Here is a 14,096-nt window from a genome sequence, read left to right as displayed (position 1 = left end):
CGGAAGGGACCTGACTCATGGGAGCGCAGCTCCGGGTCTACAAGCGTCGCATCCGTGCCATCACGGCGACCAAGAAGATCACCAAGGCGATGGAGATGATCGCCGCCTCGCGCATCGTCAAGGCGCAGCGCAAGGTGGCGGCGTCGATGCCGTACGCGACCGAGCTCACCCGTGCGGTGACCGCGGTGGCGACCGGTTCGAACACCAAGCACGCCCTGACCACCGAGGTCGAGGCGCCGACCCGCGCCGCGGTCCTGCTCATCACGAGCGACCGCGGTCTGGCCGGCGGCTACTCCTCGAACGCCATCAAGCAGGCGGAGCGGCTCATCGAGCGGCTGCGCGCTGAGGGCAAGGAGGTCGACAGCTACATCGTCGGCCGTAAGGGTCTGGCCTACTACGGCTTCCGTGAGCGCAAGGTCGCGGATTCGTGGACCGGCTTCACCGACAGCCCGGCCTACGCCGACGCCAAGCGCGTCGCCGGGCCGCTGATCGAAGCCATCCAGACCGAGACGGCCGAGGGCGGCGTCGACGAACTGCACATCGTCTACACGGAGTTCGTGTCGATGATGACGCAGAACCCGGTGGACGGTCGGATGCTGCCGCTCAGCCTCGACCAGGCTCCGGACGAGGACGGTGCGAAGGGCGAGATCCTTCCGCTGTTCGAGTTCGAGCCGTCGGCGGAGGACGTCCTCGACGCCCTGCTGCCGCGCTACGTCGAAAGCCGTATCTACAACGCACTGCTGCAGGCTGCCGCTTCCGAGCACGCCGCCCGCCGCCGCGCGATGAAGGCGGCGACCGACAACGCCGGAGACCTCATCAAGAGCCTCTCCCGGCTTGCCAACGCGGCCCGCCAGGCCGAAATCACCCAGGAAATCAGCGAGATCGTCGGTGGCGCCAGCGCCATGGCCGACGCGACCGCGGGGAGTGACAAGTAATGACGACCTCTGTTGAGACGGCCGCCGCCACGGGCCGCGTCGCCCGGGTCATCGGCCCGGTCGTCGACGTGGAGTTCCCCGTCGACGCGATGCCCGACATCTACAACGCGCTGAAGGTCCAGGTCTCCGACCCGGCCGAGGACGGCGCGCTCAAGACGCTGACCCTGGAAGTCGCCCAGCACCTGGGTGACGGCCTGGTCCGCACCATCTCCATGCAGCCCACCGACGGTCTGGTCCGCCAGGCCCCGGTGACCGACACGGGCGAGGGCATCACCGTCCCCGTCGGTGACTTCACCAAGGGCAAGGTGTTCAACACCCTCGGTGAGGTGCTGAACTACCCGGAGGAGAATGCCAACGTCACCGAGCGCTGGCCGATCCACCGCAAGGCCCCCCGCTTCGACGAGCTCGAGTCGAAGACCGAGATGTTCGAGACCGGCGTCAAGGTCATCGACCTTCTCACCCCGTACGTCAAGGGTGGAAAGATCGGTCTGTTCGGTGGTGCCGGTGTCGGCAAGACCGTTCTGATCCAGGAAATGATCTACCGCGTCGCCAACAACCACGACGGTGTGTCGGTCTTCGCGGGCGTCGGTGAGCGCACCCGTGAGGGCAACGACCTCATCGAGGAAATGGCCGACTCGGGCGTCATCGACAAGACCGCCCTCGTCTTCGGCCAGATGGACGAGCCGCCGGGCACGCGTCTGCGCGTCGCCCTCGCCGGTCTGACCATGGCGGAGTACTTCCGCGATGTGCAGAAGCAGGACGTGCTCTTCTTCATCGACAACATCTTCCGGTACACCCAGGCGGGTTCCGAGGTGTCGACCCTGCTCGGCCGTATGCCCTCCGCGGTGGGTTACCAGCCGAACCTGGCCGACGAGATGGGTCTCCTCCAGGAGCGCATCACCTCGACCCGTGGTCACTCGATCACCTCGATGCAGGCGATCTACGTCCCCGCGGACGACCTGACCGACCCGGCGCCGGCGACCACCTTCGCCCACCTCGACGCGACGACGGTTCTTTCCCGTCCGATCTCCGAGAAGGGCATCTACCCGGCCGTGGACCCGCTGGACTCGACGTCCCGCATCCTCGACCCGCGGTACATCGCGGCGGACCACTACGCGACCGCCATGCGCGTCAAGGGGATCCTGCAGAAGTACAAGGACCTCCAGGACATCATCGCGATCCTCGGTATCGACGAGCTGGGCGAGGAGGACAAGCTCGTTGTCCACCGTGCCCGTCGTGTCGAGCGCTTCCTGTCGCAGAACACCCACGTCGCCAAGCAGTTCACCGGCGTGGACGGTTCGGACGTTCCGCTCGACGAGTCGATCACCGCGTTCAACGCCATCTGCGACGGTGACTACGACCACTTCCCCGAGCAGGCGTTCTTCCTGTGCGGTGGCATCGAGGACCTGAAGGCCAACGCCAAGGAGCTGGGCGTCTCCTGATCCGGCGCGCTCCGCGAGGAGCGCATCCGGTTCGCAGGTTTCTCCGGAGAGGGGCGGGTGTGTCCCGTCCCTCTCCACACGCCCATTAGAATTTGACCCAACACCCGGCTGACCCGCCGGGTGGTGACCCGAGGAGCCACCTTGGCTGCTGAGCTGCACGTCGAGCTGGTCGCGGCGGACCGCAATGTCTGGTCCGGCGAGGCCACCCTGGTCGTCGCCCGCACCACGTCCGGCGACATCGGCGTCATGCCCGGTCACCAGCCGCTTCTCGGTGTGCTGGAATCGGGCCCGGTGACCATCCGTACCAGCGAGGGCGGCACTGTCGTCGCCGCGGTGCACGGCGGATTCATCTCGTTCGCGGACAACAAGCTGTCCCTGCTGGCCGAGATCGCCGAGCTCGCGGACGAGATCGACGTCCAGCGGGCGGAGCGGGCACTGGAGCGCGCGAAGTCGGAGGCCGACGCGGCCGCCGAACGTCGCGCCGATGTCCGGCTGCGCGCGGTCGCGGGCCACTGAGCCCCGTACCGAACAGTTTGATACCTCAGCCGCGGTCGGGTCCGGAATTTTCCGGACCGGGTCGCGGCTGAGGCGATGTACGTACTTTTGTCTGTGCGGTTTTCGATGAGCGAGGAGGTCGGTGAAGATGCTCCTCGCTCTGCTTGTGAGCGGCCTGGTCGTAGCCCTGGTGGTGATCGGGCTGTTCGTGTTCGGGCTGCGCCGCAGGCTCATCCAGCGGTCCGGCGGGACCTTCGACTGCAGCATGCGCTGGGGCGTGGCCGATGAGCCGGACGTCTCCGGCAAGGGCTGGGTCTACGGGGTCGCCCGCTACAGCGGTGACCGGATCGAGTGGTTCCGCGTCTTCTCGTACTCGCCCCGCCCGCGCCGGCTGCTGGAGCGTTCCTCCATCGAGGTGCTCGCACGGCGCGCGCCCGAGGGCGAGGAGGAGCTGGCCCTGCTGTCCGACGCGGTCGTGCTCGGCTGTTCCCACCAGGGGACCCGCCTGGAGCTTGCGATGAGCGAGGACGCGCTGACCGGTTTCCTGGCCTGGCTGGAGGCGGCGCCGCCCGGGCAGAGGGTGAACGTGGCCTGATCCGGGCCGTGCGTACGTGAAGAAGCCGGGGAGGCGGGGGACGGTCCCGCCTCCCCGGCTTCGTCGTACACCGGGCCGTGCAGTGCGTGGGGGTTACTGCAGACCGGTGTGGATCGCTCCGGCGAGTTCACCATTGGCGGTGTCGCCGCTGAACTCCCAGAAGAAGGCGCCCTTGAGGCCCTGGTTCTTCAGCCAGGTCATCTTCGAGGCGATGGTGGCGGGGGTGTCGTAGCTCCACCAGTTGCTGCCGCACTTGGCGTAGGCGGTGCCGGCGACGGTTCCGGTGGTCGGGCAGCTGCTCTTGAGGACCTTGTAGTCTTCGATGCCCTGTTCGTAGGTGCCCTGGGCGGGTCCGGTGGCGGTGCCGCCGGGGGCGTCCTGGGTGACTCCGGTCCAGCCGCGGCCGTAGAAGCCGATGCCGAGGTTGAGCTTGGAGCCGGGGATGCCCTTGCCCTTGAGCTTGGTGATCGCGGCCTCGGAGTTGAAGCCGGCGATCGGGATGCCGGCGTAGGAGGTCAGGGGGGAGTGCGGGGCGGTGGGGCCCTTGGCGTCCCAGGCGCCGAAGAAGTCGTACGTCATCACGTTGTAGAAGTCGACGTACTGGGCGGCCCCGCCGTAGTCGGCGAGGTCGAGCTTGCCGCCGTTGGAGCCGTCGGCGGAGATCGCGGCGGTGACCAGGTTGGAGCCGCCGAACTTGGTGCGCAGGGCCGACATCAGGTTCTTGAAGGAGGCGGCGCCGCTGGTGTCGCAGGACAGGCCGCAGGCGTTGGGGTACTCCCAGTCGATGTCGATGCCGTCGAAGACGTCCGCCCAGCGGGGGTCCTCGACCAGGGCGTAGCAGGAGTCGGCGAAGGCGGCCGGGTTCTGGGCGGCCTGGCCGAAGCCGCCGGACCAGGTCCAGCCGCCGAAGGAGAAGAGGACCTTGATGTTCGGGTACTTGGCCTTGAGCTTGCGCAGCTGGTTGAAGTTGCCGCGCAGGGGCTGGTCCCAGTTGTCGGCGACCCCGTCGACGCTCTGGTCGGCGGTGTAGGCCTTGTCGTAGTCGGCGTAGGCGTCGCCGATGGTGCACTTGCCGTTCTGGACGTTGCCGAAGGCGTAGTTGATGTGGGTGATCTTCGCGGCGCTGCCGGAGGTCACGAGGTTCTTCACGTGGTAGTTGCGCCCGTAGACGCCCCAGTTCGTGAAGTAGCCGAGCTTGACCTTGGCGCCGGGGTCCGGATCGGTGCCGCCGCCGCCCGGGGTGGTGACCGAGAGCTCGCCCGAGGAGGGGCCGGTCTGGTCGGCGGTGTCACGGGCGGTGACCGCGTAGGTGTAGGTGGTGCCCTTGGTCAGGCCGCCGTCGTTGAAGGTGGTGCCGGTGACGGTGGTGAGCTTGCCGCCGTTGCGGTAGACGTCGTAGTTCTTGACGCCCTTGTCGTCGGTGGCGGCGGTCCAGGACAGGGTCAGCGCGTTCTCGGTGACGCCGGTCGCGGTGGGGGTGCCGGGGGCCGAGGGCGGGTTGTCGGTGGGGTTGGTGCCGCCGTCGCAGGAGCCGCCGTTGATCTTGCAGCCGGAGGGGGCGCCGGCGCCGGTCCCGTTGAAGCCGAAGCTGACGGTGGCGCCGGGGGCCAGGGTGCCGTTCCAGCCGAGGTTCTTGGCGGTCCAGTGGTTGCCGGAGCTGGTGACGGTGGCGTCCCAGGCGGAGGTCACCCGGGTGCCGGCCGGGTAGTCCCACTCCACGGTCCAGCTGCTGAGGGAGGTGGTGCCGGTGTTCTTCACCGTCCACTTGCCCTCGAAGCCGGAGCCCCAGTCGGAGACCTTGGTGTAGGTGGCGGTCGCGGAGGGGGCCGCCTGCGCCGGGCCGGCCAGGCCGACGAGGCCGGCGACGGGCAGGGCGAGGGCCGCCACGGTGGCGGCCAGCCTCCTGAACAGACGGTTGGGTCGTGGGGGTGCTGTGCTCAAGGGTGCTCCTCCGTAGGTCCGTACCGATCGTGGGGCCGATCGGTACATGGGGGTGGGACCTGCGCCGCCCGTGAGCACGCCCGGTGTCGCTCTTTGTCATGGCACGCTCACCACAGTGATGCGGTGAGACTAGAAAGGTCTGGACCAAGCGTCAAGAGGTCCAGACCTTAGCTCCAGGGGCCGTCTAGATCCCCAACTCCTGTGCCAGTACGGCTGCTTGGACCCGGCTGCGCAGGTCCAGCTTCCCCAGCAGCCTGCTGACGTGGGTCTTCACCGTGGCCTCCGCCATGTCCAGCCGTACGGCGATCTCCGCGTTCGACAACCCCTCGCCCAGCGCCCCCAGCACCTCCCGCTCGCGCCGCGTCAGCGAGTCCACCGCCGCGGCCGCCCCCGGCCGCACGGGAGCGCGCACCACCTTCGGCGCCGCGAACTCGGCGATCAGCCGCCGGGTCACCGCCGGGGCGATCAGCCCCTCGCCGCGCGCCACCGTCCGCACCGCCGCGATCAGCTCCGCAGCGTCCGCGTCCTTCAGCAGGAAGCCCGCCGCCCCCGCGCGCAGCGCGCCGAAAACGTACTCGTCCAGGTCGAAGGTGGTCAGGACCAGCACGTCCGCCAGCCCCCGCTCCACCACCTGCCGGGTGGCCGACACCCCGTCCAGCTTCGGCATCTGCACGTCCATGAGGACCAGGTCCGGCCGCAGCTCCTCGGCCAGCCGCACCGCCTCCTCGCCGTCGGCGGCCTCTCCCACCACCTCGACGTCGCCCGCACTGCGCAGGATCAGCACCAGACCGGCCCGTACCGCCCGCTGGTCCTCGGCCACGACGACCCTGATGGTCATGACTGCACCGCCCTCTCCTCGGCGGGCAGTACCGCCCGCACCTGCCACACCCTGTTCGTAGCGCCCGCCGTGAACGTCCCGCCCAGCAGCTCCGTGCGCTCCCGCATGCCGATCAGCCCCGCCCCGGAACCCGGGGCCCGCGGGTCCGGCCGCTCCCCGTACGGGGAGTCCACCGCCACCGTCAGCAGCCCCGCGCCGTGCGCCACGCGCACCCGGACCGTGCCGGGCGCGGCGTGCTTGAGGGCGTTCGTCAGCGACTCCTGCACGATCCGGTACGCCGCCAGCTCCACCGGCGCCGGCAGCGCCGCGCCGGCGGGCCGCTCGTCCGCCAGGACGAAGTCCAGACCGCTCGCCGACCCGTTGGTACGGGCCTGTCCCAGCAGGGCGTCCAGGCCGTCCAGGGAGGGCACCGCGACGGCTTCCTGCTCCGCCCCCGCGTCCCGCAGCAGCCCGATCAGCCGGCGCATCTCCGCCAGCCCCTGCACGCTGTTCTCCCGGATCACGCCGAGGGCCTCGCGGCTGGTGGCGGGGGAGTCGATGGACAGCGCGGCGGTGGAGTGGATGGCGATCGCCGACAGGTGGTTGGCCACCATGTCGTGCAGCTCCCGCGCCATCCGGGCGCGCTCGGCGACCACGGCCTGGCTGCGGTCCATCTCGGCCAGCAGCGCCGTCTGCTCGGCCCGCAGCCGGGCGGCCTCCGCGGCCTCGCGGTGGTTGCGCAGGGTCGCGCCGGTCAGGGCCGGGGCGAAGCTGACGATGCCGGTGATCACGCCGATGAGCAGGGCCTGCGGGGTGCGCAGCCAGACCAGGGAGCCGATGGTGACGGCCACGGTGATCAGGCCGGTGGTGACCGGCAGCCGGCGGGCCATGGCGGGCTTGCCGTACACCACGGCCGCGTACATCAGGTCGGTGAAGATGATGACGCTGGCGATGTTGCCGAGGGTGAACTGGTCCACGACCACGGCGACGGTTCCGACGGACAGGGTGACGTTCGGCATGGTGCGGCGCAGCAGCTCCAGGGCGCCGAGCACCAGCAGCGGCACCAGTACCGCCCAGTCGGGCAGGAAGTGCCGGCTGGGCGAGCTGTGCACGCCCAGCGCCCACAGCAGCAGGCCGGCGAGCACGCTGACGCCGGCGAGCACGACGTCGTCGCGGTGCGGGCGGGGGATCTTGGGGAGCACGTCCCCATCCAACACGGTCCGGCGCGGCGGGGCCTCGGCACCCGGGCTGATGCTGCGCTACATCGAAGGATGCAGTGGGCTTTCGTCACTGACGACGACGCGGCGGGGCGCGGCGGCCGGAACCCTTGGAGTGGAGACCGGGGGAACGAGGAAGGAAGGGAGAGCCGTCATGCTGGTCGGGCTGATCATCGCCTGTGAGGTCGGCTTCTGGGTACTGCTGGCGGGCGGTCTGGCGCTGCGCTACCTGGCCGGAATGCCGCGGCTGGGGGCCGTGCTGCTGCTGTGCGAGCCGCTGCTGGAGCTGGTCCTGCTGGTGGTGTCCTTCATCGACCTGAAGAACGGCGGCGAGCCGAGCTGGCGGCACGGTGTCGCGGCGCTCTACATCGGCTACACCGTCGGCTACGGCCACTACACCGTGAAGTGGCTCGACGGACACGCCGCCCACCGCTTCGCCGGGGGCCCGAAGCCGCCGGGAAGCAAGTACGGCAAGGCCCGCGCGGTCCACGAGTGGAAGCTGTGGACGCGGACCCTGGCCGCCGCCGCGGTCGCGTACGGGCTGCTCCAGGCGGGCATCTGGTACGTCGGCGACACCGCCGACACCGCCCAGCTCCAGGCGTACCAGGGCGTCACCCTGAAGGTCATCGGCATCCAGGCCCTGATCGCCGCGACCTACACGATCTGGCCCCGCAAGGCCCCGGCGGGCGCCGGGGGCCAGGACGCCGAGCTGGCCGAAACCAAGCGCTAGCGCTCGCCGCCCGGGACCCAGAGCACGTCCCCGACCTCCTTGTTGGCCGTCCTGGCCAGAATGAACAGGAGGTCGGAGAGGCGGTTGAGGTAGGTGGCCGTCAGCGGGTTCATCACCTCGCCGTGCTCCTCCAGCGCCGCCCACGTGGAGCGCTCGGCCCGGCGGACCACCGTGCAGGCCTGGTGCAGCAGGGCCGCGCCCGGGGTGCCGCCGGGGAGGATGAAGCTGCGCAGCTTCTCCAGCTGCTCGTTGAACACGTCGCAGTCCGCCTCCAGCCGGTCCACGTAGAACTGCTCCACCCGCAGCGGCGGGTACTCGGGCTCCTCCACCACCGGGGTGCACAGGTCGGCGCCGACGTCGAACAGGTCGTTCTGCACGCGGACCAGTACCTTCACCACTTCCTCCGGCAGCGCACCCAGCGCGATCGCCGTCCCGATGGCGGCGTTGGCCTCGTTGGCGTCGGCGTACGCGGAGATCCGCAGGTCCGTCTTCCGCGTCCGGCTCATGTCGCCCAGGGCGGTCGTGCCCTTGTCGCCGGTACGGGTGTAGATGCGCGTCAGGTTCACCATGGCGCCAGCGTAGACGGGCCCGCAGGCCGCGTACCGTCGAGCGGGGGCCGCGGGGCCGCGCGGGCCCGGAGAGCGGGGGAGCGGGACGCCCGGGCGCGGCCCCCGGCCACCTCCCGGCCGCCCGCTGGGAACCGGGCCGCATCGAGGAGCTGGTGGCCCGGTACGAAGGTGGCGAGAACTGAACTGTGCGGCCGCGCAGGCCTCCTGGGCCGTACCAGTGTGATGTCCGTCATCTGAGACGTGACGCGTGTTACTTCGCGGTCACTGGGCCCCTCACGGGCGCTAGTCTCCGCCGGAGAGGCTACGAGGCCGGGTCGTACTGAGAACAACTAGGGGTGTGCAGTGGCTGGGAAGCTCGCCGTCATCGGCGCGGGACTGATGGGTTCCGGGATCGCTCAGGTCTCCGCTCAGGCGGGTTGGGACGTCGTCCTGCGGGACGTCACCGACGCCGCGCTGACCCGGGGCACGGACGGCATCAAGGCCTCCTACGACAAGTTCGTCTCCAAGGGCAGGATGACCGCCGAGGACGCCGAGGCGGCGCTGGCGCGGATCACCACGACCACCGACCTCGACGCGGTCGCCGACGTGGACATCGTCGTCGAGGCCGTCTTCGAGAAGCTCGAGGTCAAGCACGACATCTTCCGCACGCTCGACAAGATCGTGCGCGAGGACGCGATCCTGGCCTCCAACACCTCCGCCATCCCGATCACCAAGATCGCGGCCGTGACGGAGCGCCCGGAGCGGGTCGTCGGCGCGCACTTCTTCTCGCCCGTCCCGATGATGCAGCTCTGCGAGCTGGTGCGCGGCTACAAGACGAGCGACGAGACCCTCGCCACCACCCGCGCGTTCGCCGAGTCGGTCGGCAAGACCTGCATCGTCGTCAACCGCGACGTCGCCGGCTTCGTCACCACCCGCCTGATCTCCGCCCTCGTCGTCGAGGCCGCGAAGCTCTACGAATCGGGCGTGGCCACCGCCGAGGACATCGACATCGCCTGCAAGCTGGGCTTCGGCCACGCCATGGGCCCGCTGGCCACCGCCGACCTCACCGGCGTCGACATCCTGCTGCACGCCACCAGCAACATCTACACCGAGTGCCAGGACGAGAAGTTCGCGCCGCCGGAGCTGATGCGCCGCATGGTCGACGCCGGCGACATCGGCCGCAAGAGCGGCCAGGGCTTCTACAAGCACTGAGCACGGCCGTTCGAATCCCCGCACCCTACGGGGTGAATTAGGTATCGGTTCGCTCACGGTCGGCAACTTCACCGCCCGCACGGCAGTCAGTTGCAGTGAGAGTTGCCGACCACGGACCCGTCGGACCACACGTACGCAGTAAAGCCGGGGAGCACACATGCACATCAGGGGCGACCACGCCGAACTCGCTGTCGGGGGCCGCCTCGACGTGCGCAGCGCGGCTGACGCCCGTACGGTCCTCCACACCGCCCTCGACGACGGCCACGGCGACCTCGTGCTCGACCTCACCGGCCTGGACTCCTGGGACGCGACCGGACTCGGCGTGATCATGGGGGCGCACCGGCGGGCCGGCCGGACCGGGCGGCGCCTGGTCCTGCGCGGGGTGCCCGACCGGATGCAGCGGCTGCTCGTCGCGACCCGGCTGCACCGCATCCTCGCGATCGAGGGCGGACTGGAAGCGGAGTCCCTGCCCCGCGTGTGACGGGGGCCAGGGGTCCGGCCCGGGGGCGGGCCCGGGAAAAAGGGGCTGCGGGCCCGGGGCGGGCTCCGTTTACATGGATCCATGGTGTCCACCGACAGACTGCTGGCCTTCGCGGCCATGTCCCTCGTGCTGATCGTGATCCCCGGCCCCAGCGTGCTCTTCGTCGTCGGACGGGCCCTGGCACAGGGCCGACGGGCCGCCCTGACCACGGTGGCCGGGAACACGCTCGGAGCGTACGTACTCGTGGTGGCCGTGGCGCTCGGCGTCGGCGCCGTCGTCGAACGCTCCGTCCTCGTCTTCACCGCCCTGAAGCTGGCCGGCGCCGCCTACCTCGTCTACCTGGGAGTCAAGGCCTTCCGCGGCCGCGGATCGCTGCGGGCCGCGGTCGCCGAGGCGGCCCCCGAGGCCCACGGCACCCTGCGCACCCTCGGCGAGGGCTTCGCCGTCGGCGTGGCCAACCCCAAGACCATCGTCTTCTTCGCGGCCGTGCTGCCCCAGTTCGTCGACCGGGAGCAGGGGCACGTCATGCTCCAGATGCTCCTGCTCGGACTGGTCTTCAACCTGATCGCGATCGTCTTCGACAGCCTCTGGGGACTCGCCGCCGCCACCACCCGCGACTGGTTCGCGGGATCCCCGCGCCGCCTGTCCGTGATCGGCGGCACCGGCGGGCTCGCCATGATCGGCCTCGGCGTCACCATCGCCGTGACCGGCCGCAAGGACTGACCGCACGAACCGTGACGGTCCCGTGGTGAAGGCACCCCTGCGGTGACGCCGGGCCCGCCCACGGTCTAGGGTCGGGCGGAAACCGGACCGGTGGCGACAACGACGTGAGCGGGCGCCGGGCACGACGAAGACGGCGAAGACGGCGGCGGGCGCGCGGCGCGATCGGGGGACAGGGGCATGGACCGTACACAGGGGCAGCCCGGCAAGGACGAGCAGCAGGCCGCGACGGGACGGCCGGCCGCATCACCGGCGGCGGAGGCCGGGGCCCCCAAGGCCCCGGCCTCCAGGCCCCCGGCGTCCGCCGCGCAGCCACCGGCCCCCGCCCGCGTCGTGACCCTGACCAGCGGGGAGTTCACCCTCACCGTCAACCCCGTCGACGGCAGCGAGATCGAGCCCCTGCGGCCCGAGGCCCGCGAGGCCGCGGGCCGCCGCCCCGCCCGGCGCGGCGCCGCCTCCCGCGCCGACCGGGCCGCCGCCGCGCGCCCGCCCGTGCTGCCCGGACCGCCCGTCCCGGCCCTGCCGCTCCTGGCGCGCGCCGACGAGCGCGAGCGGCTCGTACGCCTCCTCGGCCGCGGGCGCTCCGTACGGCTGACCGGCCCCGCCGGATCCGGCCGCTCCGTCCTCCTCGACGCGGTCGCCGCCGACTGCGCGGACCTCGCCCCCGACGGGGTCGTCCGGCTCAGCGGCCACGGCAGGCAGCAGCCCGCCGAACTGCTCCACACCCTCTACGCCACCGTGTACGACACCCGGGACGAGCGCCCCGACCGTACGCAACTCCTCGCGGGCGTCGCCGAGATCGGCGCGATCGTGCTCCTCGACGACCTGGAACTCGGCGGCGCCGCCCTCGAAGAACTGCTGCGCGCCACCCCGGAATGCGCCTACCTGCTGGCCGCCACCCCCGACACCAAGGCCCCCTCCGACGAATCGCACCTGGAGGAGGTCTTCCTCGGCGGCCTCGGCCGGGCCGACTGCGTACGGCTGCTGGAGGCCGCCACCGGCAGGCCGCTCACCGACGAGGAGACGGCTTGGGCGGAGGACCTGCGGTTCGCCTCCGAGGGCCTGCCGCTGCGCTTCGTACAGGCCGCCGCGCTGCTGCGGCAGCGCGACGAGCTCAACCGGGGCTCCGCCGACGACGAGGACGAGGAGCCCGGGGTCTTCGAGGAACGCCCCCGCGACCCCTCCCACGTGCCGCTGCCCACCCTGGCGCAGGCCGCGGCCCCCGCCGAGCTGCTGGCCTCCCGGGTGAGCGAGTCGGCCCGGGCCGCCCTGCGCACGGCCTGCGCCCTCGGCGGGGAACTCCCGCACCACGCCCACCTGCCCGCGCTGGTCGGCGACACGCACGCCGACGCCGCCGTCGCGGAACTCCTCGGCTGCGGGCTGATCACCCCCGTCGGGCCGCGCCACCGGCTCGCGGAGGGGGTCGCGCGGCAGCTGGAGGAGGCCGGGTACGGGGAGAGCGCCGCCGAGGAGGCGCGCACCGCCGCCCGGCACTACGCCTGGTGGACCGGGCACGCCTCGGTGACCCCGGAGCGGGTCGCGGCGGAGGCCGACGCGGTGCTCGCCGCGCTGGGCGGCGCCGATGTGGTGGCCGCCGTGCTCCTGGCCCGTACGGCCGCCCCGGCGCTGGCGGCCGCACCGTCCTGGGAGGCCTGGGGGCGGGTGCTGCGCTCGGGCGCGGAGGCCGCGCGGAAGGCGGGGGAGGTCGCGGAGCAGGCGTACTTCCACCACGAGCTCGGCGTGCTCGCGCTCTGCGAGGGGCGCCTGGACCGGGCGCGGGCGGAGCTGGAGGCCTCGATCGGGCTGCGCGGGGCGCTCGCGGACAAGCGCGGGACGGTCGCGGGGCGGCGGGCGCTGGCGCTGGTCACCGACCGGGACCGGGAGGCGCTGGGGGCGAAGGCCTCGCCGCCGCTGCGGCTGGAGGCCCCGCCGGTCCTCGCGGCGCTGCCGCCCGGGGCGTCCGCCGCGGTGAAGCCGGCCGGCCCTGGCTCCGAGGCGGTCACCCAGGTCACCCGGGTGACGCAGGTGATCGGGAAGCCGGCCGGTTCGGCGACGACCCTGTCCCAGGTCTACGCGGACGCGTTCGCGCCGGCTCCGTCTCCGGTGCCGGCGCCGTTCCCGCGCCGCCCGGAGCCCGGGCCCGTGCAGCGGCGCAAGACGGTGCTGCTGGCCGCCGCCGGGGCGCTGACGGTGGTGGCGCTCGGCACGGTCGTCGGCCTGTCGCTGACGGCGGGCGAGGACCCGGAGCAGCCGGCGGAACCGGCCGTGTCCTCGTCCCCGGACGCGCCGGCGGTGACCCCGCCGCAGGTGCCGGGGAACAGCGGGAACGATTCGCCGCCGGAGCCGGTGGCTCCGCCGGGGGCCGGGAGCGACCCGACCCGGGGCGAGGGCCCCGGACCCACGACCCCGCCGCCGGCCGCGACGCCCCCGCCATCGGGGACGACACCGGCCCCGGGGACGACCCCGCCGCCCGCGACGACCCCGCCCCCGGCGACGACTCCGCCCCCGGCGACCACCCCGCCGCCGGCCACGACGCCCCCGCCGGTCACGACCCCGCCGCCCGTCACCTCGGAGGCCCCGACGCCGCCGACGACCTCGACGGAGGCGCAGTCGCCCACGGCGTCGGAGTCCCCGAAGACCATCTGACCCGCCCGGGGTGGGGGCGGGCCGCTGCGCGGGGCCTGCCCCTCCCCGCCCTTCCACCGTTCCCCGGGCTGCGCCCGGACCCCTTGCGGGGGCTCCGCCCCCGCACCCCCGCGCCTCAAACGCCGGCGGGGCTGGAATTCGCTGCGCGAATCCAGCCCGCGCTGGGGGCACCTCCCAGCGGTAGCTGGGGGAGTTTGAGCGCACCGGGCGCGGAGCGTCCGGTATCGGGGTCAGGGGCGGAGCCCCTGGGAACGGTGGAAGGGCGGGTAGGGGACCCCGGCCCCGCGCAGCGGCAATGGACCCGCACCCGACCCACC

General features: G+C 72.0%; 13 protein-coding genes. 9 read left to right on the top strand and 4 right to left on the bottom strand.

The window, feature by feature from the left end:
- The first annotated feature begins 17 nt into the window (after window positions 1-17).
- The 4 genes from OG553_RS09590 to OG553_RS09575 all read left to right on the top strand — a co-directional run bounded on the left by OG553_RS09590 (window position 18) and on the right by OG553_RS09575 (window position 3,467).
- On the top strand, window positions 18-935 hold the full coding sequence (locus OG553_RS09590; protein ID WP_405978579.1) for a F0F1 ATP synthase subunit gamma: 918 nt from the start codon (window positions 18-20) through the stop codon (window positions 933-935).
- On the top strand, window positions 935-2,377 hold the full coding sequence (atpD, locus tag OG553_RS09585; RefSeq protein WP_401250393.1) for a F0F1 ATP synthase subunit beta: 1,443 nt from the start codon (window positions 935-937) through the stop codon (window positions 2,375-2,377). Before OG553_RS09590 ends, atpD begins: the two co-directional genes overlap by 1 nt.
- Before the next feature lie 141 nt (window positions 2,378-2,518).
- Window positions 2,519-2,893, top strand: a complete 375-nt coding sequence (locus OG553_RS09580; protein WP_007266595.1) for a F0F1 ATP synthase subunit epsilon — start codon at window positions 2,519-2,521, stop codon at window positions 2,891-2,893.
- Between the two features lie 127 nt (window positions 2,894-3,020).
- Window positions 3,021-3,467, top strand: a complete 447-nt coding sequence (locus tag OG553_RS09575) for a DUF2550 domain-containing protein (protein ID WP_405978578.1) — start codon at window positions 3,021-3,023, stop codon at window positions 3,465-3,467.
- A gap of 93 nt (window positions 3,468-3,560) precedes the next feature.
- Here OG553_RS09575 and OG553_RS09570 read toward each other — a convergent pair whose 3' ends face one another.
- The 3 genes from OG553_RS09570 to OG553_RS09560 form a co-directional block, all read right to left on the bottom strand.
- Window positions 3,561-5,456 (bottom strand): glycosyl hydrolase family 18 protein, encoded by a 1,896-nt coding sequence (locus OG553_RS09570; RefSeq protein ID WP_405978577.1) that lies wholly within the window; start codon window positions 5,454-5,456, stop codon window positions 3,561-3,563.
- A 136-nt stretch (window positions 5,457-5,592) separates the two neighbouring features.
- On the bottom strand, window positions 5,593-6,246 hold the full coding sequence (locus OG553_RS09565) for a response regulator (protein WP_405978576.1): 654 nt from the start codon (window positions 6,244-6,246) through the stop codon (window positions 5,593-5,595).
- Complete coding sequence (locus OG553_RS09560; protein WP_405978575.1) at window positions 6,243-7,439, bottom strand: sensor histidine kinase; 1,197 nt, start codon at window positions 7,437-7,439, stop codon at window positions 6,243-6,245. The genes OG553_RS09565 and OG553_RS09560 overlap by 4 nt, the downstream gene beginning before the upstream one ends.
- Before the next feature lie 157 nt (window positions 7,440-7,596).
- Here OG553_RS09560 and OG553_RS09555 point away from each other — a divergent pair, with 157 nt between their 5' ends.
- Window positions 7,597-8,172, top strand: a complete 576-nt coding sequence (locus tag OG553_RS09555) for a hypothetical protein (RefSeq protein ID WP_405978574.1) — start codon at window positions 7,597-7,599, stop codon at window positions 8,170-8,172.
- Here OG553_RS09555 and OG553_RS09550 read toward each other — a convergent pair.
- Window positions 8,169-8,741 (bottom strand): cob(I)yrinic acid a,c-diamide adenosyltransferase, encoded by a 573-nt coding sequence (locus OG553_RS09550; protein WP_125816345.1) that lies wholly within the window; start codon window positions 8,739-8,741, stop codon window positions 8,169-8,171. The two genes, OG553_RS09555 and OG553_RS09550, sit on opposite strands and share 4 nt — an antisense overlap.
- Window positions 8,742-9,083: 342 nt before the next feature.
- On the opposite strand from OG553_RS09550, the gene OG553_RS09545 reads away from it, so the two are divergent.
- The 4 genes from OG553_RS09545 to OG553_RS09530 all read left to right on the top strand — a co-directional run bounded on the left by OG553_RS09545 (window position 9,084) and on the right by OG553_RS09530 (window position 13,779).
- Window positions 9,084-9,932 carry a 3-hydroxyacyl-CoA dehydrogenase family protein gene (locus tag OG553_RS09545; RefSeq protein ID WP_405978573.1) on the top strand — a complete coding sequence of 283 codons (849 nt, stop codon included), beginning with the start codon at window positions 9,084-9,086 and terminating at the stop codon, window positions 9,930-9,932.
- 157 nt (window positions 9,933-10,089) lie between these two features.
- A complete protein-coding gene (locus OG553_RS09540) occupies window positions 10,090-10,413 on the top strand; it encodes an STAS domain-containing protein (protein ID WP_125603340.1) in 324 nt (107 codons plus the stop codon).
- Window positions 10,414-10,494: 81 nt separating this feature from the next.
- Window positions 10,495-11,136: a LysE family translocator gene (locus tag OG553_RS09535; protein ID WP_405978572.1), complete on the top strand. Its 642-nt coding sequence runs from the start codon at window positions 10,495-10,497 to the stop codon at window positions 11,134-11,136.
- A gap of 177 nt (window positions 11,137-11,313) precedes the next feature.
- Complete coding sequence (locus tag OG553_RS09530; protein WP_405978571.1) at window positions 11,314-13,779, top strand: ATP-binding protein; 2,466 nt, start codon at window positions 11,314-11,316, stop codon at window positions 13,777-13,779.
- Window positions 13,780-14,096: the final 317 nt, after the last annotated feature.

Origin of the sequence: Streptomyces sp. NBC_00158, from assembly GCF_045160885.1 — a bacterium.
Taxonomy (GTDB): Bacteria; Actinomycetota; Actinomycetes; order Streptomycetales; family Streptomycetaceae; genus Streptomyces.
Note: the sequence above shows the minus strand (reverse complement) of the source record. Positions and strands in the feature narration are given on the sequence as shown.

What these genes read in the sequence shown, in the direction of transcription:
- OG553_RS09590 (WP_405978579.1), top strand. Translation starts at nt 18, where the DNA reads ATGGGAGCGCAGCTCCGGGTCTACAAGCGTCGCATCCGTGCCATCACG.
- atpD (WP_401250393.1), top strand. Translation starts at nt 935, where the DNA reads ATGACGACCTCTGTTGAGACGGCCGCCGCCACGGGCCGCGTCGCCCGG.
- OG553_RS09575 (WP_405978578.1), top strand. Translation starts at nt 3,021, where the DNA reads ATGCTCCTCGCTCTGCTTGTGAGCGGCCTGGTCGTAGCCCTGGTGGTG.
- OG553_RS09570 (WP_405978577.1), bottom strand. Translation starts at nt 5,456, where the DNA reads ATGTACCGATCGGCCCCACGATCGGTACGGACCTACGGAGGAGCACCC.
- OG553_RS09565 (WP_405978576.1), bottom strand. Translation starts at nt 6,246, where the DNA reads ATGACCATCAGGGTCGTCGTGGCCGAGGACCAGCGGGCGGTACGGGCC.
- OG553_RS09555 (WP_405978574.1), top strand. Translation starts at nt 7,597, where the DNA reads ATGCTGGTCGGGCTGATCATCGCCTGTGAGGTCGGCTTCTGGGTACTG.
- OG553_RS09550 (WP_125816345.1), bottom strand. Translation starts at nt 8,741, where the DNA reads ATGGTGAACCTGACGCGCATCTACACCCGTACCGGCGACAAGGGCACG.
- OG553_RS09540 (WP_125603340.1), top strand. Translation starts at nt 10,090, where the DNA reads ATGCACATCAGGGGCGACCACGCCGAACTCGCTGTCGGGGGCCGCCTC.
- OG553_RS09535 (WP_405978572.1), top strand. Translation starts at nt 10,495, where the DNA reads ATGGTGTCCACCGACAGACTGCTGGCCTTCGCGGCCATGTCCCTCGTG.
- OG553_RS09530 (WP_405978571.1), top strand. Translation starts at nt 11,314, where the DNA reads ATGGACCGTACACAGGGGCAGCCCGGCAAGGACGAGCAGCAGGCCGCG.